This window comes from Geovibrio thiophilus, assembly GCF_004087915.1.
GTDB classification, from domain to species: domain Bacteria; phylum Chrysiogenota; class Deferribacteres; order Deferribacterales; family Geovibrionaceae; genus Geovibrio; species Geovibrio thiophilus.
Window position 1 is genome coordinate 872,732 of the sequence record NZ_CP035108.1, and the last position, 21,260, is coordinate 893,991.

Sequence of the window (21,260 nt, forward strand, 5' to 3'; positions counted from 1 at the left end):
TAATATGTCAAATTTCTTCATAGATCGTCCCATTTTCGCATGGGTGATTGCCATCATAATAATGCTTGCGGGAGTTCTCGCCATTGAGACCCTTCCTGTGGAGCAGTATCCGCAGATCGCCCCTCCCACGGTGACGATCAACGCAAGCTATCCGGGCGCATCAGCGGAAACGCTGGAAAACAGCGTTACTCAGGTTATAGAGCAGAAGCTTGTGGGTATTGACTATCTTCGTTACTTCGCGTCCACCAGTGACGGAACGGGTAACGTTGAGATTACACTGACGTTTGAACCGGAAGCAAATCCGGATATTGCGCAGGTACAGACTCAGAACAAGATTCAGTCCGCAATGTCCTCCCTTCCGCAGGAGGTTCAGCAGCTCGGTGTTACGGTCGAAAAATCGAACAACAGCTTTCTCATGGTTGTGGGTCTTTACTCTAAAGACGGCTCCATGACCCAGAACCAGATTGGCGACTACATAAGCTCAAACATGGCAGACCCGCTCAGCAGGGTTCTCGGCGTGGGTTCGCTTCAGGTTTTCGGTCAGCCCTTCTCCATGCGCATATGGCTAAACCCTGACAAGCTTAACAGCTATAATCTGAACACCGATGAAATTATAAGCGCTGTCAGTGCGCAGAACGCGGATGTTTCCGCAGGGCAGCTCGGCGGTAACCCCGCTGTGGACGGTCAGCAGATCAATGCTACAATCACCGCTCAGTCAAGGCTTAAAACTGTTGAGGATTTTGAAAACATCTTTCTTAAAGTAAACACCGACGGTTCGCAGATCCGCCTGAAGGATGTGGCAAGGATTGAGCTCGGCGTTCAGAATTATGACTTCGTGTCCCGCTATATGGGTAAGCCTGCCGCGGGCATGGCGGTGAGTCTCGCCACAGGTGCGAATGCCCTTGAAACCGCAAACAGTGTTAAGGCAAAGGTCGCTGAACTTGAGGAGTTTATGCCGGAGGGTATGGAAGTCGTCTACCCTTATGACACTACCCCTTTCGTGAAAATATCTATCGAAGAGGTTGTGAAAACCCTTCTCGAAGCGATTGTGCTGGTGTTCCTCATCATGTATCTGTTTCTTCAGAACTTCAGGGCAACGCTGATCCCCACGATAGCCGTTCCCGTTGTTCTTTTGGGTACGTTCGGAATACTTTCGGCGTTCGGTTTCACCATCAACGTTCTTACGATGTTTGCTATGATTCTCGCCATCGGTCTTCTTGTGGATGATGCCATAGTTGTTGTGGAAAACGTTGAAAGGGTTATGAGCGAGGAAGGTCTTTCTCCCAAGGACGCCACAAGGAAATCAATGAACCAGATCACAGGCGCCCTTGTGGGTATAGCCCTTGTTCTTTCTGCGGTTTTCGTCCCCATGGCGTTCTTCAAGGGATCAACAGGAGCCATATACCGCCAGTTCTCCATTACGATAGTTTCGGCGATGGTGCTTTCGGTTGTTGTCGCCCTAGTGCTTACACCTTCCCTTTGCGCGTCAATGCTCAAACCTGTGGAAAAAGGGCACAAGGAGCACATGACAGGCTTCTTCGGCTGGTTCAACCGCATGTTCAACCGCAGCAGAACCGCTTACAGAACAAGTGTCGGATATGTGGCGGCAAGAGCATTCAGGTTTTTCATTATTTATGTGGTGATCATTGCCGGTCTCGGTTATATGTTCACCAAAATACCAACATCATTCCTTCCCGATGAGGATCAGGGTATGATGTTCGTACAGGTTTCCACACCTCCCGGAGCCACTCAGGAAAGAACCCTTGAGAGCGTGAAGAAGGTTGAGAAATACTTCCTTGAACAGGAGCAGGAAACTGTGGCGAGTATATTCACAGTTACGGGCTTCAGCTTTGCCGGACGCGGCTCCAACACCGCAATGGGCTTCGTTCGTCTTAAGGACTGGGAAGAGAGGACAGAAGAGCATCAGAAGGTGTTTGCAGTGGCGCAGAGAGCCATGGTGAACCTCTCCTCCATAAAAGACGCTTTTGTGTTCGCATTCTATCCGCCCCCAATTATCGCACTGGGCAACGCTACAGGCTTCGATCTTCAGCTTCTTGACAGAGGCGGTCTGGGGCATGAGGCGCTTGTGAATGCGAGAAACCAGCTTCTCGGCATGGCGGGGCAGGATAAAAGGCTTGTGGGCGTGCGCCCCAACGGCTTTGACGATGTGCCTCAGTTCAAGATCCATGTGGATCATGAAAAGGCAAGCGCACTCGGCGTTTCCATCAGCGATATAAACAACACTCTGAAAACAGCTTGGGGTTCGTCATACATAAACGACTTCCTCCACGAACAGCGTATCAAAAAAGTGTACATTCAGGGTGACGCAGAGTACAGGATGCTGCCTGAGGATATATATAAATGGTACGTAAAGAACAGCAATGGCGATATGGTTCCCTTTTCTTCTTTTGCGACTGCGGAATGGGAATACGGATCGCCGAAGCTTGAGCGCTACAACGGTGCTTCATCTCAGGAGATCATGGGTGCTCCCGCTTCGGGGATAAGCTCCGGTGAGGCTATGCAGATCATGGAGGAATACGCAGGGCAGCTTCCCACGGGCATCAGCCTTGAGTGGACGGGAATATCATATGAAGAGCGTGCGGCGGGCGCCCAGACAGGGCTTCTTTACGGACTTTCGCTTCTCATCGTGTTCCTGTCTCTTGCGGCGCTGTACGAAAGCTGGTCTGTACCCTTTGCCGTCATGCTCATAGTGCCTCTTGGTATTGTGGGAACCGTCGCGGCGACACTCTCCGCCGGACTTGCCAATGACGTTTATTTTCAGGTGGGTATGCTTACCACAATCGGTCTGGCATCGAAAAACGCCATCCTGATCGTTGAGTTCGCAAAAGACCTCCACGACAGCGGCTACGGGCTGCTCCGGTCCGCTATGATAGCCTCAGAGCAGAGGCTCAGACCGATCCTTATGACTTCACTGGCGTTCATACTCGGCGTTACTCCCCTTGCCATATCAAACGGCGCGGGCTCAGCCAGCCAGAACGCCATAGGTATAGGCGTTATCGGCGGTATGACCTCCGCCACATTCCTTGCCATACTGTTTGTTCCGATGTTTTTTATTGTTATAATGAAGCAGTTCGGAAAACGCACAGATGCTGACGCTAAGGAGACTAAGAATGGTAAGTAAAAGTATAATCACGGCTGCTGCCGTATCAGTAATCATGGCAGGATGCTCAATGATTCCCGCCTATGAAAAGCCCGCTTCCCCCGTTGCGGCGTCGTTCCCTTCGGGTGCGGCTTACGCAGAGGCGGACAACGGAACTGCGAATGTTGCGGAGATTGCGTGGAAGGATTTTTTCCTCGCTCCGGAGCTCAGAGCGCTTATCGAAAAGGCTCTGGAAAACAACAGGGATCTCCGTGTGGCGGCCCTTAACATAGAATCCGCCAGAGCGGCTTACCGCATTCAGCGCTCAAACCTTCTGCCGGATGTGAATGCCACAGGCGCGTTTACCCGCCAGCGTGTGCCTGAAAACGCAAGCACAACGGGCAGCGCGTACACGGCGTCAAGTTACAGCGTGGGCATAGGCATTGCCGCTTATGAGCTTGACTTCTTCGGCAGAGTGAGAAGCCTCAGCGAGAGAGCCCTCGAAAGCTACTTCGCAACGGAAGAGGCGAGAAACTCGGCGCAGATAACCCTCATCTCCGAAGTGGCTAACGCTTATATAACCTATCTGGGTGATAAGGAAATGCTGAGACTGGCCGAGGAAACCCTGAGAACTCAGAAGGAATCATACGAACTCATAAAAAAGACATATGAGCTGGGCAGCGCCACGAGGCTTGAACTTGAGCAGGCTGCGACAGCGGTGGAAAACGCCAGAATAAGCAAGGTTCAGTACACAAGGCTCACAGCGCAGGACTTGAATGCCCTTACGCTCCTTGCCGGAATCGACATAGACGAATCCGCCCTTCAGGCAAGCCTGCCTGATGAGGTGACTGCTCTTAGGGCTCTGCCCGCAGGCGTGCCTTCGGAAACCCTGTTGAACAGACCGGATATAAAAGGCGCGGAGCACTCTCTCAAAGCGGCTAACGCCGACATAGGGGCTGCAAGGGCTGCCTTCTTTCCGTCCATCACGCTGACAGCCTCCGCAGGGCTCGCAAGCAGCGGGCTTGATGATCTTTTCAGCTCAGGTTCCGGTCTTGCTTGGTCTTTCGCGCCGAATATAAACATTCCGATCTTCAATGCCGGACGCAACAAGGCTAATCTGGAGGTTGCGAAAGTGAGTCAGAAGATAGCTGCGGCGGAATATGAAAAAGCTATTCAGACCGCATTCCGTGAGGTTGCGGATCAGCTTGCCGCCAAGGGAACCTTCACAGAGCAGCTTGAGGCGCAGAAATCGCTTGCGGAATCGACCCGCAGGGTTTATGAGCTTGCCGATCAGCGTTACAAATACGGTGTGTCAAGCTACCTTGAGGTGCTGGACGCCCACCGCTCGCTTTTCGCTGCGGAGCAGGGAGTAATCTCTGTGAGACAGCAGTATTTAAACAATCTCGTCACCCTTTACAAGGTTCTGGGCGGCGGACAGATATAAGTTCTCTCACCAAGACCCCGTGCGGACATATGTGCCGCGCGGGGATTTTTTCTATATAGTCATTCTCCTGAAAATCCGTTCCGGTCTGCCCACTGTTCCGTAGTCTATGTCTGCGTACAGAAAGCCTGAGGCGAGCAGATATTCCAGATAGCGTCTTGCCGTGTTGCGGCTGGCGTTTATCTTTCTGCCCACATCCTCAGCGGAGTAGCCGTCTGCTCCTTCCTCCTCGAACACGGCGCATATCTTCCGCAGCGTTATGGGGTCTATGCCCTTGGGGAGCCCGCCTTCATCCGGAGCCTCCGAAGCGGGGTGAATGAGTCTGTCTATCATCTGCTGCTCCAGCACGGAATTTTTCATAAGCTCGGTTCGGTATGTGCGGAATTTTTCCAGCGATGCCTTAAATCTGTCAAAGATTACGGGTTTCACAAGGTAGTCAAAAGCGCCGCCCCGCAGAGCCTCCTGCAATGAGCCGACCTCCTTTGCGGCGGTGATCAGAATGACATCCACCGATTTGCCCTTTTCCCGCATTTTTTTAAGGAGCTGCATGCCGTTCCCTTCCGGAAAAAACAGATCCAGAAGCACAAGCTCCGGCTCAAGCACATCCACCATCTCCTCACCGTTCGGGAGGCTGTTGGCGATTCCTATTACCTCAAAGCCTTCCACCTTTTCGGTGAAACGCTTGTGGAGCTCGGATATTTTAAGGTCGTCCTCAACTATTACCGTTCTTATTTTCTTCATGATACATTTCCTTTGGTATTGTCACTCTGAAGGATACTCCGCCCAACCTGCTTTTTGCTATGCCGATGGAGCCCCTCAGCTCCATGAGGGCGTTCTGCACAAGATAAAGCCCCACGCCCCTGTTCTCGCCCTTGGTGCTTACGCCTTTTTTGAATATATCTTCTGTTATATCAGGCTCAAGCCCGCCGCCGGAATCCTCCACCTGAAAAACTATGCCTCTGCCCGAATCCTTCATCGTGAGGAGAACCTGCTTTACCGGTGAATCAATAACAGCGTCAAATGCGTTGTCCAGTATGTTGCCTAGGATTGTCACTATCTTTTCCCTGTCAATATGCGAGGGCATGTCCGTCATGCGGCTGTTTTCCGCTATGGCGAAGTCAATTTTAAGCTCCCTTGCCCTGCTGTGCTTACCTATGAGCAGGGCGGAGACTATGGGGTCGGGCACGTTGGCGTTCACGAAGCTTATCATCTCCTGATAGATTCTGGTTTCGGAGAGAATGAGCTCCAGCGCTTCCTGATACGCCTCAAGCTGAATGAGCCCCGCAACTGTATGGAGTTTGTTGGAATATTCGTGCGACTGGACTCTGAGTATATCGGAGTATTTTTTGATGCGGTTGAGCTCCTGCGCCAGAAGGGTTATTTCGTTTTTCCGTCTGAAGGTTATTACCGCTCCGTGCACCCTGCCCATGTGGATGACCGCCATAACGTTGGTGAGAAGCTCAACGCCGTTTACCGTCATGGATGTGTCCTCCATGTTCTCCCTGCTTCTGATCACTTCTGACGAGTATTCCGGCGGGAATATTCCGCTTATATGGTGTCCGATATAGTCCTTTTCAAGAGATAGAACCCTGATGGCGTTTTTATTTATCAGCCTTATTTCGTTTTCGTTGTTTACCGCTATTATCCCCGCGCGAATCGTGTCGATTATGGCGTTGCGTTCAAGGTAAAGATCGGCTATCTCCGCCGGTTCCAGCCCGAGGGTTATTTTCTTCTGATGGTTAGCTATGAGCACCGCCGCGCCCAGCCCTGTGGCAAGCATCATGAATACGAAGAGCAGCGGCTTCTTCTGGTGCTCAAGGATTGTCGCCCGCACTCTCTCCTTGAGGTAGCCCACGGCCACGAAGCCGACTATCCTCCCTTCATGGTAAACAGGCGCTATGCCTCTTACGGAGGGTCCCAGAGTACCAACGGCTTCGGAAACGTACGCTTCTCCGCGGGTTGTTGCTCTGTCCGTGTCGTCTCCCTGAAACTTTCTGCCAATGTTCTCCTTTATGGGATGTGAAAGGCGGATGCCGAAATTATCCGCCACGACAACATAGGCGGCGCCTGTTTTATGTCTTATATCCTCCGCCATTGCCTGAACACGTCCGCTCTCATCCTTTCTCTCGGCGAGGGATTTCTGTATCAGGGGGATAGTGGTCATGGTTTGGGCTATATTCAGCGCCTTTTCACCTATCTGAAACCGCAGGAAATCCGCGACCATGCCGGAGAATATCAGTCCGCTGATCATAAGCTGGAGCATAAGCACGGCGAAAATCATCATAAGCATCTGCGTCCTTACGGGACGTTCGGAGAAATAGCGCTTCATAAGTACCTTTTTCGTTTTTCTGAATAATATTACGATAGTGCTTCAAATCAAATAAAAAAAGGACACGGTTTGCGCCGTGCCCTTTTCCGGAGGAAGCCTATGCCTGTCAGATTATGAACAGAGCCAGAGCGTATCCAACGCAGCAGGCTGTTGTCACTCCTATGAGACCGGGAACCATGAAGCTGTGGTTAAAATAAAATTTGCCTATCTTTGTGGTTCCTGTGGTGTCGAAAGTACATGTGGCAATATCCGACGGATAGTTGGGTATGAAGAAATATCCGTAGCTGGAGGGCATTATGCCTATGAGCAGCGCAGGGGGCAGACCCAGACCCAAGCCCACGGGGAGCATCATCTTGCATGTCGCCGCCTGTGAGTTTACCACCACGGAGACAATAAACATCGCCAGAGCGAACGACCATGGATATGCCTGCACCATCTCTGTTATGGAAACTTTGAAAACGGGCATGGCGTACTGGAAGTATGTGTCGCTCATCCATGCAATGCCGAAGATGGCGATGCACGCAACCATACCTGATTTGAAAACCACGCCTTCGGGAATCAGCGAGGGCTTGGTTTTTGTGACTATGAGTATTATACCGCCGAAGGCGAGCATCATCATCTGTATGAGTGTCGCCATGTCGACAGGCTTGGGCATGCCTTCTATAGTTCGCAAAGAGGGGAACATACCGAAAATTACTATTACACCGAGAGAAGCAAGAAACAGGAAAACAGCGTGGCGGGCAGAATCGGGCAGCTTATCGTTAAGGGTTGTTGCAGTGGTATTTTCGATTCTTTCACGCCAGATGGGGTCCTGCATGCGTTTCTGAAATTCCGGATCGTCCTTAAGCTCCTTGCCCCTGTATATGCTGTATATCGACATTGCGATTGTGCCGAGCAGCGTTGCGGGCAGTGTTACCGCAAGGATGGAAAGCAGGCTCAGCCCTTCGGTCAGCCCTGAAAGCTCAGAGAGGTAGTAGACCACAGCAGCGGAAATCGGGCTTGCGGTTATGCCCATCTGCGAGGCGACAGAGGCTGATGCCATGGGGCGTTCGGGGCGTATACCGTTTTTCAGGGCAACATCGCCGATGATCGGCATTATGGTGTAGACGGCGTGTCCGGTGCCGAGCATCACTGTCATTGTGTATGTCACAAGAGGTCCTATTATTGTGACTTTCTTCGGGTTCGATCGCAGAATCTTTTCCGCAATCTGAAGCATATACTTCAGACCGCCGGCCGCTTCGAGTATGGATGCGCATGTCACCACGGCAAGGATTATCAGCATGACTGTTATAGGAGGAGAGGTGGGGGGCATTTTGAAGATAAGAACCTCAACCAGAAGACCGATGCCCGAAACAACTCCGAGCCCTATACCGCCGAAACGGCTGCCGATGTATAGCATGAGAAGAAGAAATAAAAATTCCAAGTACAGCATGGTGTACCTCCGTATTTTTCCGCGGCTGAAGTTTTCCCGCGGTTCTATACGGAGTATCATATATGTTTTGAGTGATAGTTAAAGCATTAGGAATAAAAGGATATTTTGTGTTTAAAGAATATTCTGCTCTTTTTGCTCACAAATATTAAAGCTGGTGTTTTCTGTTTTGGATTTCTTTTTGTCTTTGCCGTATTATTATATTGTTACAAAAGCTTAAAGACGGTGAATATAATGAGCGGAAAGATAATGATACTCGCAGTCACAGCTCTGTTGATGTCCGGATGTGCGCCGAAGATAACCGAAAGCGTTCTCATGCCGGCGGGGGCGGAAGGAATATCAGGGATACGCAGTGTGGCGGTTATTCAGCTTTACGGCAATTACGGAGCGAAAATCACTCCGTCTGTGGAAAATGTGCTGGCATCAGCCGAAGTGCAGGGGAGCAGATATTTCACCGTCGCCGACAGGCAGAACTTGAACAGAATAATGCAGGAACAGAAGCTTCAGGTTTCAGGGGTGGCTGACGAAGTCACGGCGGTTAAGCTCGGCAGACTCACGGGCGTGCAGGGTATTTTCACCGGTTCGGCTGAAATGTCCGTAAGCACGGAACGTTACACGGCAGAGCGGTCAAGGTGCTCCTCGCGGGATAAAAAAGGCAAATGCACCGCTTACGTAAACTATACTGTCACCTGCATTGAGAAGAATGCCGAAATTGTCTTTCTGCCAAAGCTCATTGATGTGTCAACCGCTCTGTTGGCGTATTCGGACAGAATCTCATCCTCTTCAACGGACAGAACCTGCCCGGACAGTTCCATCGCTCCCGCTTCGGATGAATCTCTGCTGTCAGCGGCAGAAAGCGGGGTTCTCAATAAATTCAGAAAACAGATAGCTCCTTATACCGCCGGAGTGACCTTCACACTGATGAAATCAGATGACGGAATAAAGGAGAGCGAAGGGAGAAAGCTCCTGAAGTTCTCTCTGGATTTCGCAGAGGCGGGGCGGATGGACAGGGCATGCGAAATGTGGCTGGAAGGGTCGGAGAAATATCCACAGTCTCCGGCGTTTCTGCACAATCTGGGGCTGTGCAGTGAGATAAAGGCTGATTACGACAAGGCTCTGGAGTTGTACAAAAGAGCAGACAGGCTCACGGATGAGCCGGATAAGGTGCTGGGTGCTGCCCTCTCCAGAACGGAAATGAGAATACAGGAGCGGGAGCTTCTCAAAAAGCAGCTTCAGTAAACTTTTCAGCCAAGTCTGATAATATAATCCGATACGGCTGCTGCGGATGTTCTATTTTTTCTGATGCCTGCTGTCGGCAGCCGCTGCCAGCAAATCAATGCCTCTGAGCGTCCTGCCTCCGTTAATCTGTTTCAGCTTTCTGTACACCGTTGAAGCGCTCACTCCGAGGTATCTGGCTGCGTTCTGCACGTTTCCGGTTTTCTTGACGGTGTTGAGAATAATCTCGTTTTCTATAGATCTTATATCATCCAGCTCGGAACACTTGCGTCTGCTTTGGATTTCAAAAATATCATCGGGGAGATCCGACGGTTTTATCGTGTTTTTTTCGGCGACAGTCACGGCGTATACTATGGCGTTTTCAAGCTGGCGCACATTGCCCGGCCAACAGTATTCTTTCAGAATTTCTTCGGTATCGGGGCACAGCGAGTACGGCGGAAGACAGAAATGCTCACAGGTGTTTCTTATAAAATGGTCCGCCAGAAGGAGTATATCATCCGTTCGCTGGCGCAGTGAGGGGATTTCAAGATTCACCACGGAAAGCCTGAAGTAAAGATCCTGCCGGAACTTGTTATTTAAAATATCTTCCGCCAGCGGTCTGTTTGTGGCAGATACGACCCTGAAATTGACCGGAACAGGTTTATGCCCTCCGACACGCACCACTTCTCTCTCTTCCAGAACACGCAGCAGCACCGCCTGAAGCTCAAACGGCATATCACCTATTTCATCAAGGAAGAGAGTGCCTCCGTCCGCATACTCGATCTTGCCTTTTTTTCCGTTTTTTTCCGCTCCCGTGAAGCTTCCTTTTTCATATCCGAAAAGCTCGCTCTCGATCAGGGTTCTCGGAATGGATGCGCAGTTTATCGCTACAAAAGGAGATTTCGGATTATAAAAATTATGTATTGCCCGGGCGAAAAGCTCTTTTCCCGTGCCGCTCTCTCCGAGAAGGAGCACGTTGACAGGTTTTGCCGCAACGGTTTTGGCTTTGTTTTTAAGCTTTTCCATGACAGTGCTCCCTGAGATGATATTTTCAAAGGCTATATCACCGCTGCCGTTCTGCTTATGCAGCCCGAACACATCATTCTTGCGTACCATTTTTATTATTGCGCCTTTTGAGTACCTCACGTTTCTGTTGAAAAACGGGGAAATGTCAAACTCAACTCTGACCGACTGATTGTTGACGATGCCTATTTCCTGTTTTTTTACGGATCTGCCGGTTTTAAGAGCCTGAAATATGCAGGATGAATCTTCCAGAAGAGTGCTGAGCTTGGTTCTGATTTTGGTTTCATCTGCCCGCAGAAGCCTTTTCGCCTCGCTGTTGATATTTATTATATGACAGTCCTCATCGATTGATATAAAGCCGTCGTTGGCGTAATCAAAAGTCGCCTTCAGTGTGGAATCCATCAGCTTTAACCGTTTGCTCCTGCGCAGGAGTTTAACCTGACTGGAAATAGCCTGAGCCGTGGAGATAGTCCATCCCAGCGTATGCTCCAGCATGCTTGATATGTTTGCTTTTTCCTGACTCAGAATAATGCAGCCTATAATCTCACCGTACTCATTGGTGACGGGTGCGGCGGATGTCACGTTTTCTTCCAGAACTTTCAGATAGTTAACCGGACCGATTATATGAACAGGTCTGTTGTATTTCAGCGCTAGGGTATGAGCTGTACACCCGACATTTTTTTCGTCCCATATATCTCCTGATGCGCTGATGATATACTTCCAGCTCTTCAGCTTGTTAAAGTGCATGGGCAGGGTGAGCATTACCCCGTTTTCATCACAGAGGTTCATATCAAATTTTGTGCTTGCGAGTATTTGGGAATAGGTTTTGACATAGTCGAAAAATAAATCAATCAGGTACTGCTTTTTGTCCAGAAGGAAATCAAATTCCTTCTCAGGCATCCGCGGCAGGGAAAACTCATGATCCCACGGAATGCCGTGATTCCTCGACAGACGCCACATCTCGATAACCTCTTCCGGAAGATGCGGAGCTGGCTCCGGCAAAATGCCTGTTTCGATAAACTTCTTTTTTGCCTCAGATACCTGCTTCCAGACTAAAGACGCAGTGCTGAAAGCAATTATGGGAGTTTTCATACTACCTATCATATTAAACCGCCTAAAATAAAAAACTCTGACTTGTTATTATAGTTTAAAAATAGTCGCAGTTTTTGCGCTTATCAACCGATATGATTTTTTCATTTTTGACTGTTTTCTCATTTCTGACATAAAATACCGATACGGTATTTTATATAAACTACTTATATATAACGGTAAAAATATAGACATGCGTTGGCATGCGTACTGCTCCTTCTTAGGCACAACGCTTTAAGGAGAAGCAAACATGAGCAGAAACTGTTTATGCACAAATTTTATTTTTCATTTCAGAGCTCTTGCGGCGGCGGTCACACTGCTGCTGACGGCTCTGATGCCCCTGAATGCCCCGGCTGCGGACACGCTGGCGGAGATGTTCAGCGAAGGGCAGGCGTACGGTGAATTCAGGCTGTATTCATTTAGTACTGATTATTCCGAAAGCACCCGGGACGCGAACGACAATGCCGTCGGCGGCATCCTTTCTCTCAGAACTGCCGAGGTGCACGGGATAAGTTTCGGAGCAACGCTGGGCATCGCGGAAGATTTTTACAGCGATGACGACAAAGATTCCTTCAAGCTGCTTCAGGAAAATCATGACGGCTACAGAAAGTTTCTTGAAGCTTATATTCAGGGGCACTGGTTCGACACGACAATCAAATACGGCGCTCAAATCATCTACACACCTTATGCGGACATAGATCCGGGACGCTTTCTTCCTAAAACCTATAAAGGTTTGTCTTTAATCAACAGAAGCATAAGAAACCTTGAACTTCACGCTTACTACATAACAGATTTCTCCGACTGGTGTGAAGACTGGTACCGCCCTGTGGGAACAGGCATGAATGCCAACAACTATGATGATCCCCTGTACATAGGCGGGTTCAAATACCGTCTTGAGACAGACCCTGTGAATGTTGAGTTTGAGGCATGGGGCTACAACCTTGCGGACACGTTTAACTTAGGCTTCTTAAAAATGAAGGCTGAAAAGCAGATCGGGGATTTGTCCCTGTTCTTTATGCCTTCCTACACCGTCCAGAAATCCATTGGCGATGAAACTTCCGGCAAGATCGACACATACGAAATAGGCTTTGAAACCGGATTCAAGTATGCCGGACTTGAGCTTAAAGGCTTTCTCGCAAAATCAGGGGACGATGATCTGGCGACTCCGTGGGGTCCCGGAGGCAGGGTAATAAAACAGGAGGAAAGGATCTCAGGCTTTGCCGAAATGGACGCCTATGCCGTGCGCATGGAGTACAACTTCGCTTCCATTAATCTTTCCGGTCTGACAGCCGCTGTTTACTACGCCGACTACGATTCTCCCTACGATTACAGCGACTCAAAGGAAACCGACTACGTTCTCAGGTACAACTTCGGCAAAGAGTTCAATAAGGCTCTGGAAGGAGTGAGTGTTGAGCTCACATATGCTGATGTTGATTTTGAACGCAGCGAAGATTTCAAAAGAACGGATCTCCGCATTAAATTCCCGTTCTCATTCTCAAAACTTTAAACAGCGGAGGTCTGCGATGGCTGCAAATACGGAAAACAGCGTTCAGCCCGAAACGGCTCTGGAGTGCCTGATGGACAGAATCGGGGAAGAGCACGGCGTGCAGGACACTATGTATGAAATACTCGCCTTCTGTTCGGCTGAGAGAACAACCGCTGAGATCCTGAAACACGTTAAAGAGCTGGGAGCGGATTCCATTCTTTACTCACCGGAGACTCTCATAACATGGCTCTATAACGCTCAGGGACTCAGGATCGTCAGGGATGAGCCGGAGACTGTCTGGATCAGCAGTTCCATTGGAACGGAGGCTGCCGGCAGACGGCAAAACTCAGACAGGCTGAAAAGCCTTCTGGAGCAGGAAGCTGTCTTTAATAACCTGTATGTCAGTATTCTCAGAAATTGTGTGATTCCGAAAACCAAAGAAGAGATTGAAGAGATTATTGAACCCATTCTTCAGGCAGGAAGCACCGGAATCTACCCCGCCTATTTCATCGGAATGCTTGAAGATGCCGGCGGGCTCAGATGGGACAGTAAATGGCACACGACGGAAAATGGAGTGAAGCTGCTGACGGCGGCTGCCTCTTAAATATTCACTTCAATAAGGAGAAAAATATGAAGCAACTCAGGATGAACCGAAGGGATTTCATTAAGGCAACGGCTGTAACCGGTACCGCGCTTTCCATAAGCGGACTCGGAAGCGGGATGCTTGTTCCGAAAGCGGATGCGGCGGAACAGAGCGGTGTTCAGATTATCACAACCTGCTGCCGCAACTGCACCGCGGAATGCGGCGTGCTGGCTCACGTCAAAGACGGACGTGTAATCAAAATCGAAGGCAACCCCGAATTTACAAGAAGCGAAGGAACGCTCTGTGTGAAGGGACTTTCGGGAATTCAGGCACTCTACAACCCCAACAGAAACAAATACCCCCTCCAGCGTGTGGGAGCAAGAGGGGAAAACAAGTGGAAACGTGTTTCATGGGAAGAGGCAATAGATAAAATTGCCCGCAAGCTTATGGAATTCAGGGGAAAATACGGAGCTGAGTCTGTTTTTGCCTCGACGGGCGGAGGCGGTAACCCTAACTTCATGAGTCCGGGCAGGTTCTGCAACTCCTTCGATACCCCCAACTGGTTTGAACCCGGCGCGGCTCAGTGTTATCTGCCCCGAACTCTGATGTTCATGTTCTGCTACGGCGGCGGCACTTTCTACAACAGCGATACGAGCCTCGGCGACAACAACATACATGAGGCGTACGATTACAATAACCTTAAAACCAAAGCGGCTGTTCTATGGGGTACTGCTCCGTCATACAGCGGACCTTCTCAGTCGGGCAGAGTTCTTGTGGAAAACAGGGCGCGGGGCGTCAAAACCGTCGTCATTGACCCCAGATTCACTCCCGATGCTTCTAAGGCTGATGTCTGGCTTCCGATCAGACCGGGTACGGATGTTGCCCTTGCTCTGGCGTGGATGCGTTACATCCTTGAGCACAAGCTTTATGACCATGAGTTTTGCCTGAAATGGACAAACATGCCCTATTTAGTTGATACGAAGACAAAAATGCACCTCCGTGAAAGCGATATAAAGCAGGGCGGCAGAAAGGATGTTTTTGTTGTCTGGGACAGGAAGTCCAAAACGGCGAAGGCTCTCGAATATCCGTGGAATGACGCGCTTGACATTGCAATGGAAGGCACTTACACGGTTAACGGCAGCGAGTGTAAAACAGGCTTCCAGATGCTTAAGGAAAGATGTGAGCCTTGGACAATTAAAAAAGCCGCCGAAACATGCTGGCTGAGGGAGGCTGATATTGTTAAAGCAATAGAAATTTACGCTCAGGCACCCTCATGGCTTTCTCTCGGCGTGGCAACAGACCAGAATCCCAACTCCACCCAGATGGCACACTGCGCTGCGATTCTCAACATTATAATGGGTAATATAGAAAGACCCGGCTCGGCTCTCCAGAGGTTTAAAAACGTATGCAGATCTCCAGTGGGCACGGATCCTCTGATGAACTTCCTCTCTCATGATCAGCTTAAAAAGCGTCTCGGAGGAAACGAATTCAAGGGTATGATGCAGTGGTGGACGGGCAACGTCGCAAAACATCTTGACGCTCTCAGAACCGGAAAGCCCTACAGACTTAAAGCATGGCTTGAGCGCTCAGGCAACAAGATGGGTACAGTGGCTAATACCTATGAATGGTCTAAGGTTGTTCATAACCTTGAGCTTATTGTTCATATGTATATGTACCCGACCGGATTTTCACCCTATGCGGATTTCCTGCTGCCCACCAACGAATGGCTGGAAACTGATCTTCCCGTGGACTGTTTCAACAAGTTTTTCCCGCGTCAGGCGACTACCCATCTCTACGAAACAGTAAACGAGTATGAGATATGGGCATGGATAGTGAAACGCTGCGCCGATCTCGGACATGAGCAGTGCAAGCGCACATTCGATCCGAAGGAAACAGCTCCCCAGCACCCGACATTCACTGACTACAATGAGCAGCTTGACTGGTGGTGCAAATCTTACGACATGAAGTGGGAAGACCTGAAAAAGGGTCCCATCGAAAAATTCCCTCTGTCGGACATGAAGGAATACTACGTTTACAAACAGACAGATCCCGCAACAGGAAAACCGAAAGGCTTCAACACCCTTTCAAAAAAATGCGAAATCTATCTGGAAACGCTGATAACTCTGGGCAGAACCGGAGCGCCGTTTGTGCGGAAGCCTCTTCCTCCGGCTCCTCACGACTATAACCCGCTCCCCTTTTACATTGAGCCCGAGGAAAGCCCCAACAGACCTATCGCCAAGGATTTTCCCCTTGTCATGACAAACGGAAGGCTCCCATTCTGGCATCACATCACTCTGAGAAACATCCCTTATCTCAGAGAGATACAGCCAGTAGCTGACATCTGGATCAACACTGTCGACGCGAAAAAATACGGCATATCGCAGAGCGACTGGGTCTGGGTTGAATCTAAACGAGGCAGAATCAACGCAAGGGCACTTGTTACAGAAGGCATAGCGAAAGGTACTGTCTACATGGAAAGGTTCTGGAACTCTGAAAACATCAATGAGAAAACTCACGGATGGCAGGAGATGAATGTTAACGTTCTCAGCCGAAGCGACGGCCCGTACAACGAAGTCGTGGGCACGTACACTCTCAGAGGTTATCAGGTGAAAATCTACAAAGCCGACGGCGCCCCGAAAGGAGTATGGATTAAGCCGGAAGAGTTTGAACCTTGGATGCCTCAGGCTTCCAAATCCACTAAAAGAGTTGCCGGAGTTGTGAAATGAAAAAGAAATCTTTGCTGATAGACCTTGACCGCTGCATTGGCTGCTTTTCCTGTGAAGTTGCGTGCAAAAATGAAAACAACATTGATCTGGGAATCCAGTGGAACAAGGTTTTCACGATCGGTCCCACTGGAGTATTTCCTGATCTGGAAATGTATTTTCTGCCGTCCCTTTGTCAGGCGTGCGATTCCGCCCCTTGTGTGGCGGTATGCCCCACCGGAGCCTCACATGTCAATGACGAGGGCGTAATACTCGTGGATCACCAGAAATGTATAGGATGTATGGCGTGCATTACCGCCTGCCCCTACAGAGCCCGTTCATTCAACATGAAAACCGCAGTTGTGGAAAAATGCACTCTCTGCGACCATCTGAAGGCTCCCGATAAGCCCGCGTGTGTTAAAGCATGCTGCGCAAAAGCCAGAACAGTAGGCGATTTTGATGATCCTGACGGCGAAATCCGGCAGAAGATTAAAAAAGCAGGAGAGAAAAATGTTCATGCCCTGCCGGATGCCGGAAACAGCCCGACTGTGCGGTATATTCTCAGCGAAAAAACCGCCAAATGGCATGACAGGAAAACGTGGGTATTCTTCCCTGAGAAAAACTGAAATCTCTTTCAGAGAGGAAGAGACACTGGTTAGCGAAAAGGAGAGCGGAGCTTTATCCGCTCTCCGTTAATACAAAACTACAGCCGACAAATACCGGGGGTTTATCCATGAGCAATTTGGCAGCGTATTCAGATGTAATTTCAAACAGAGAGAACATGTATCTGTTTCTGACCAACCTTTATAAAACGGAAGTCACCGAAAGCTTTTATAAGATCATAAGAGATCTGGATTTTTCGGCGGAGCCGCGGAATGAGCTTTCCGATGGCTATGAAAAGATTCTCAGCTTCTGCCGTGCCGAGAGGCATGATCCCATTACCGATCTCGCCGTTGATTATGCGAGAATTTTTCTGGGAGCCGGATCTGTTGAAACCGAAAAAAGCGCTTTCCCATACGAATCTGTTTATACGAGCGAAAAACGCCTGATAATGCAGGAGGCTAGGGATGAAGTTCTTGCTCTCTACCGTAAATACGGTCTGGGGGTAAGCAGCAAATACAGCATTCCCGAGGACCATTTAGCCTTGGAGCTGGAGTTTATGGCTCATTTGTGCGGTCTTGTCAGGCAGGCTGCCGAAAACGGAAAAATGGACGAAGCGGTGAGACATCTCGGCGAACAGAGAGAATTTCATGAAAAGCATCTCATGAGGTGGGTTCCGGATTTCTGCAAAGATATTAACAAAGTCGCATCAACAGCGTTCTATCAGGGAGTGGCGGAGCTTACTGTTTCCTTTCTTAATATGGACGCTGAAATCGTCAATGATCTCCTTGTGAGTTTACAGCAGGAACAGGAAGGATAACGCCATGAACACAAAGTGGAATATGACATTTTTTATGTTTATCGGGCTCGTGGGGGCGTCTTTGCTGCTTTATTCGTCAGCGGCGGGATATTTTAATAAGGCGAATGTCTGTAAGCACAGGATTTATTCTTTGTCGGCGGGTATCAGCTGTACAACGGCAGCCTTAATCGTTTTGCTGGGCATAAATGAATTTTCCAGAATGCTGAATATCCTTATGCGTCCTTATTCCGGTTTGAGCAGCGCTGTTCTGGCTCTGCTGGCTGCCGGTTTTGCGGGTTTTATTCTGTTTTTCAAAAATTCAGGGAAGCAGACCCTCAAAGGAGTATCGATGCTGCTGAGTGTGGTTTCCGTATTCTGCATTGCCAGATATTACATGATGGTCGCCAGACCAGCCCTCGACACGCATATTCTGACCTTGCTGCTTATTACATCCGCCGTATTCGGAGCGTGGCTTCAGATGAGCATCAACGCGGATCTTGATTTCAGAACGGATTTGGCTGTTAAAACAGGACTGGGGCTGGTTTCCCTGTGCGGGATACTGCTTGCCGTCTTTGTAGTGAGAATGGCTTTTCTGACTGCTGAAGACAGGATCCTCTCCGCCGGCAAGCTTTTAACCGGAGATTACTCGTTTCTGTTCTGGGCTTCGGCGGCTCTGCTTTTTCTTGTTCCTTTTATTATGTTTATTATTTCACTGATAAAAAAGAAGCCTGCCATGCCGCTGCTTAGCGGGGTGTCCTTTGCCGCCGGCGTGTTTCTGCTCTGTGTGCTTATCAACCAGATGCCGGTTGTGAAAGACAGCATAAACAACAGGATTATATTTTAAACCCAAGGCATTGAAATGATTTTTACAAGAAGAAATTTTATAAAAACAGCCGTCATATCGCTGATGTCTCCGGCGGAGGTTTTTGCGGGGAGTGAGTCAAACCCTCCGCTGAGACCTCCCGGAGCATTGTCCGAAAATGAGTTTCTTTCAAGGTGCAACAGGTGCCAGAAATGCGTTCAGGCATGTCCGACAAAAGTTATTGTTCCGGCTTCCTTCAGTCATGGAATTATTGCCGCCAATACTCCGGTAGTGTCTTTCAGGCACGGATACTGCAATTCTTGTCTGAAATGCTCGGAAGTCTGCCCGACGGACGCCCTCCTGCCTGTTACAAAGGAAACTCTGGATATAGGCATTGCGGTGATAATCGAAAAAGACTGCGTGGCGTGGGACTGGACAGGCTGCACCGTGTGTGTGGATAACTGCCCGCTTAAGGCGATATATCTTGATGAGCACAAACGTCCGGTTGTTATTCCCGAGAAATGCAACGGCTGCGGGATTTGCGAGCTTAAATGCCCTTCCTCTTCACTGAGAGCATCCATTCAGGGGAAAGGGGTTATTGTAATGAAAAGACCGTCCGGCGTTCCGCCGAGAAATGCGGATTCCGCTGAAACGGAAAAAGGGCAAAAGTCTTGAAAAAAATAAAATATTCCAAAATAAGATACTATGTGCTGGCAGCGGGTATTATTGCTGTTGTCGCGGCGGATTCAGGCAATTTCGGGTTGGGTACGCTCTGCGGCATGTGCCCTGTAGGTTTTCTTGAAGTATGGGCAGCCTCAAAAAGCATCCCATCGGGCATGCTGCCGGCGGTGCTGGTTTTTATCGGGGCGGCGTATGTATTCGGGAGAATCTTCTGCTCTTGGCTTTGCCCCACTGCTTTTACAGTTAAAACCCTCGGCGCTTCCCAAAAAGCAGTATCGGGCAGAGCGGAGAACTTTCCCTATGTTATTCTGGCTGTGTCGCTTATTGCCTCATTTTTCGCAGGGTTTCCGGTATTTTGTCTCATTTGCCCGATCGGGCTTTTTTTCGGGTTTGTTTTTGCAGTGCTTAAGGTGACCCATGTTTTTGAACCCGGTATAACGCTTCTGATCTTCCCGCTGGTTATAGCTTTGGAGCTGATTTTTTTCAGAAAGTGGTGCTCCGCTGTTTGCCCTGTGTCAGCATTGATAACACTTGCATCAAAGATCCCCGGGCTGAAGCTGAGGCTGAGAGTGAACAGAGAAACCTGTCTGCTCAGTCAGGAAACGCTCTGCGGTCTCTGTTCAGCGGGCTGTAAGGAAAAAATCAGAATAACCGAAGGCGATAAACGCTTTTTTGAAAAATGCACAAGCTGCATGGAGTGCGCCGATAATTGTCCTACGGGTTCAATATCATTTACGGTGAACAAGAAAACGGCGGCAGAGAACCGCCGCCTCTGATATATTATTATGCTTCAAACCACGATGCTGTTCTTTTGCATATCCCGACCAGCATGAGCATCACCGGAACCTCGATAAGCACGCCGACAACAGTGGCAAGAGCGGCGCCGGAGGAAAGTCCGAACAGCATTACCGCTGTGGCTATGGCTACCTCAAAGTGGTTTGAGGCGCCGATCATCGCCGCAGGAGCCGCATCCTCATATTTGAGTCTGAGCATTTTAGCGCCTGCGTAGCCCAGAGCGAATATCAGCACAGTCTGGAGAAAAAGCGGAACAGAGATCCATAAAATAGTCAGCGGGTTGGCGAGTATCACCTCACCTTTGAAGCTGAACAGCAGCACAAGGGTGAGCAGCAGGGCGCCTATTGTTACCGGAGTGAGCAGATGGAGGAATTTTTCCCTGAACCATTCCTCTCCTTTTGCGCTGATTATAAGCTTTCTGGAGAAATATCCCGCAACCAGAGGCAGAGCCACATAAATGCCGACCGAAAGCAGAAGTGCCTGCCACGGAACGGGAAGCTTGCCCACACCGAGGAGAAACCCGCCGAGAACTCCGTAAAGCACGAGCATCGTAAGCGAGTTGATAGCAACCATCACAAGGGTCAGCCCGTCGTTCCCCCTTGAGAGGTAGCCCCATACAAGAACCATCGCCGTGCAGGGAGCTATGCCCAGAAGAATGCACCCCGCGAAGTAGCTGCGCCAGAGGGGTATTTCAAGCATCTTCACTCCGTCCGCAAGGACAACTGTGCCCGCTCCGTGCGCACTGCCCACGGGAAGATCAAGCCCGAAGGGCATTCTGACGAGATCGACCGCCTCGGCTCCTATGAAGCCCCTGAACAGAAAACCAAGAAAGAACAGGGCTATAACGTACATTGTGAACGGCTTTACGCACCAGTTTATAAAAAGGGTGAGGAATACCGGTTTTCCGCTTCTGCCCGCCTTAACTACCTTTTCAAAATCTATCTTCACCATAATCGGGTACATCATGAAGAAAAGGCACACGGCAATGGGTATCGACACAACGGGGCTGCCGTTCACGATGACCGACATGCCGTCCAGCGTTTTAGCCAAATCCGGCGCGATTTTCCCCAGAGCGATACCGCCGATTATGCAGAGCCCTACCCAGAGGGTGAGGTATTTTTCAAATATGCTTGTCATTCTGCGTTCATCTGCGCAGTTTACATTGCTCATCAAATCTCTCCCGAAA

General features: G+C 49.6%; 16 protein-coding genes. 11 read left to right on the plus strand and 5 right to left on the minus strand.

What is annotated here, in order from left to right; genetic code table 11:
• Positions 1-4: 4 nt before the first annotated feature.
• Both EP073_RS04110 and EP073_RS04115 read left to right on the plus strand, forming a co-directional pair.
• On the plus strand, positions 5-3,142 hold the full coding sequence (locus EP073_RS04110) for an efflux RND transporter permease subunit (RefSeq protein ID WP_128465906.1): 3,138 nt from the start codon (positions 5-7) through the stop codon (positions 3,140-3,142).
• Positions 3,132-4,544, plus strand: coding sequence for an efflux transporter outer membrane subunit (locus EP073_RS04115; protein ID WP_128465907.1), 1,413 nt, complete (start codon positions 3,132-3,134; stop codon positions 4,542-4,544). Before EP073_RS04110 ends, EP073_RS04115 begins: the two co-directional genes overlap by 11 nt.
• Before the next feature lie 51 nt (positions 4,545-4,595).
• On the opposite strand, the gene EP073_RS04120 is transcribed toward EP073_RS04115, so the two are convergent.
• From EP073_RS04120 to EP073_RS04130, 3 genes are all read right to left on the minus strand, one after another.
• Complete coding sequence (locus EP073_RS04120; RefSeq protein ID WP_128465908.1) at positions 4,596-5,282, minus strand: response regulator; 687 nt, start codon at positions 5,280-5,282, stop codon at positions 4,596-4,598.
• Positions 5,254-6,870: an ATP-binding protein gene (locus EP073_RS04125; protein WP_128465909.1), complete on the minus strand. Its 1,617-nt coding sequence runs from the start codon at positions 6,868-6,870 to the stop codon at positions 5,254-5,256. Before EP073_RS04125 ends, EP073_RS04120 begins: the two co-directional genes overlap by 29 nt.
• A 106-nt stretch (positions 6,871-6,976) precedes the next feature.
• Positions 6,977-8,302 (minus strand): anaerobic C4-dicarboxylate transporter, encoded by a 1,326-nt coding sequence (locus EP073_RS04130; protein WP_128465910.1) that lies wholly within the window; start codon positions 8,300-8,302, stop codon positions 6,977-6,979.
• 231 nt (positions 8,303-8,533) lie between these two features.
• Between EP073_RS04130 and EP073_RS04135 the strand changes: the two genes are divergently transcribed.
• A complete protein-coding gene (locus tag EP073_RS04135; protein WP_128465911.1) occupies positions 8,534-9,538 on the plus strand; it encodes a CsgG/HfaB family protein in 1,005 nt (334 codons plus the stop codon).
• Between the two features lie 51 nt (positions 9,539-9,589).
• On the opposite strand, the gene EP073_RS04140 is transcribed toward EP073_RS04135, so the two are convergent.
• Positions 9,590-11,641: a sigma-54 interaction domain-containing protein gene (locus tag EP073_RS04140; RefSeq protein WP_128465912.1), complete on the minus strand. Its 2,052-nt coding sequence runs from the start codon at positions 11,639-11,641 to the stop codon at positions 9,590-9,592.
• Positions 11,642-11,876: 235 nt separating this feature from the next.
• On the opposite strand from EP073_RS04140, the gene EP073_RS04145 reads away from it, so the two are divergent.
• The 8 genes from EP073_RS04145 to EP073_RS04180 all read left to right on the plus strand — a co-directional run bounded on the left by EP073_RS04145 (position 11,877) and on the right by EP073_RS04180 (position 20,055).
• Complete coding sequence (locus EP073_RS04145; RefSeq protein WP_128465913.1) at positions 11,877-13,133, plus strand: OprD family outer membrane porin; 1,257 nt, start codon at positions 11,877-11,879, stop codon at positions 13,131-13,133.
• Positions 13,134-13,149: 16 nt separating this feature from the next.
• Positions 13,150-13,716: a hypothetical protein gene (locus EP073_RS04150; RefSeq protein WP_128465914.1), complete on the plus strand. Its 567-nt coding sequence runs from the start codon at positions 13,150-13,152 to the stop codon at positions 13,714-13,716.
• Positions 13,717-13,742: 26 nt separating this feature from the next.
• Complete coding sequence (locus EP073_RS04155) at positions 13,743-16,421, plus strand: molybdopterin-containing oxidoreductase family protein (protein WP_128465915.1); 2,679 nt, start codon at positions 13,743-13,745, stop codon at positions 16,419-16,421.
• The gene (locus tag EP073_RS04160) at positions 16,418-17,023 is read left to right on the plus strand and encodes a 4Fe-4S dicluster domain-containing protein (protein WP_128465916.1); all 606 of its coding nucleotides are present in this window, start codon (positions 16,418-16,420) and stop codon (positions 17,021-17,023) included. The genes EP073_RS04155 and EP073_RS04160 overlap by 4 nt, the downstream gene beginning before the upstream one ends.
• Positions 17,024-17,130: 107 nt before the next feature.
• Positions 17,131-17,817 carry a TorD/DmsD family molecular chaperone gene (locus EP073_RS04165; RefSeq protein ID WP_128465917.1) on the plus strand — a complete coding sequence of 229 codons (687 nt, stop codon included), beginning with the start codon at positions 17,131-17,133 and terminating at the stop codon, positions 17,815-17,817.
• 130 nt (positions 17,818-17,947) lie between these two features.
• Positions 17,948-18,640: a hypothetical protein gene (locus EP073_RS04170; protein WP_128465918.1), complete on the plus strand. Its 693-nt coding sequence runs from the start codon at positions 17,948-17,950 to the stop codon at positions 18,638-18,640.
• A gap of 15 nt (positions 18,641-18,655) precedes the next feature.
• The gene (locus tag EP073_RS04175) at positions 18,656-19,273 is read left to right on the plus strand and encodes a 4Fe-4S dicluster domain-containing protein (protein WP_128465919.1); all 618 of its coding nucleotides are present in this window, start codon (positions 18,656-18,658) and stop codon (positions 19,271-19,273) included.
• Positions 19,270-20,055 carry a 4Fe-4S binding protein gene (locus EP073_RS04180; RefSeq protein WP_128465920.1) on the plus strand — a complete coding sequence of 262 codons (786 nt, stop codon included), beginning with the start codon at positions 19,270-19,272 and terminating at the stop codon, positions 20,053-20,055. Before EP073_RS04175 ends, EP073_RS04180 begins: the two co-directional genes overlap by 4 nt.
• 7 nt (positions 20,056-20,062) lie before the next feature.
• Here the strand turns inward: EP073_RS04180 and arsB are convergent, their stop codons facing one another.
• On the minus strand, positions 20,063-21,244 hold the full coding sequence (gene arsB, locus EP073_RS04185) for an ACR3 family arsenite efflux transporter (protein ID WP_128465921.1): 1,182 nt from the start codon (positions 21,242-21,244) through the stop codon (positions 20,063-20,065).
• Between the last annotated feature and the right edge of the window lie 16 nt (positions 21,245-21,260).

Bases quoted from the DNA above. Each gene is read 5' to 3' on its own strand.
- EP073_RS04135 (WP_128465911.1), top strand. From the start codon at position 8,534: ATGAGCGGAAAGATAATGATACTCGCAGTCACAGCTCTGTTGATGTCC.
- EP073_RS04165 (WP_128465917.1), top strand. From the start codon at position 17,131: ATGAGCAATTTGGCAGCGTATTCAGATGTAATTTCAAACAGAGAGAAC.
- EP073_RS04110 (WP_128465906.1), top strand. From the start codon at position 5: ATGTCAAATTTCTTCATAGATCGTCCCATTTTCGCATGGGTGATTGCC.
- EP073_RS04120 (WP_128465908.1), bottom strand. From the start codon at position 5,282: ATGAAGAAAATAAGAACGGTAATAGTTGAGGACGACCTTAAAATATCC.
- EP073_RS04140 (WP_128465912.1), bottom strand. From the start codon at position 11,641: ATGATAGGTAGTATGAAAACTCCCATAATTGCTTTCAGCACTGCGTCT.
- EP073_RS04150 (WP_128465914.1), top strand. From the start codon at position 13,150: ATGGCTGCAAATACGGAAAACAGCGTTCAGCCCGAAACGGCTCTGGAG.
- EP073_RS04145 (WP_128465913.1), top strand. From the start codon at position 11,877: ATGAGCAGAAACTGTTTATGCACAAATTTTATTTTTCATTTCAGAGCT.
- arsB (WP_128465921.1), bottom strand. From the start codon at position 21,244: ATGAGCAATGTAAACTGCGCAGATGAACGCAGAATGACAAGCATATTT.
- EP073_RS04175 (WP_128465919.1), top strand. From the start codon at position 18,656: ATGATTTTTACAAGAAGAAATTTTATAAAAACAGCCGTCATATCGCTG.
- EP073_RS04155 (WP_128465915.1), top strand. From the start codon at position 13,743: ATGAAGCAACTCAGGATGAACCGAAGGGATTTCATTAAGGCAACGGCT.
- EP073_RS04160 (WP_128465916.1), top strand. From the start codon at position 16,418: ATGAAAAAGAAATCTTTGCTGATAGACCTTGACCGCTGCATTGGCTGC.
- EP073_RS04115 (WP_128465907.1), top strand. From the start codon at position 3,132: ATGGTAAGTAAAAGTATAATCACGGCTGCTGCCGTATCAGTAATCATG.
- EP073_RS04130 (WP_128465910.1), bottom strand. From the start codon at position 8,302: ATGCTGTACTTGGAATTTTTATTTCTTCTTCTCATGCTATACATCGGC.
- EP073_RS04125 (WP_128465909.1), bottom strand. From the start codon at position 6,870: ATGAAGCGCTATTTCTCCGAACGTCCCGTAAGGACGCAGATGCTTATG.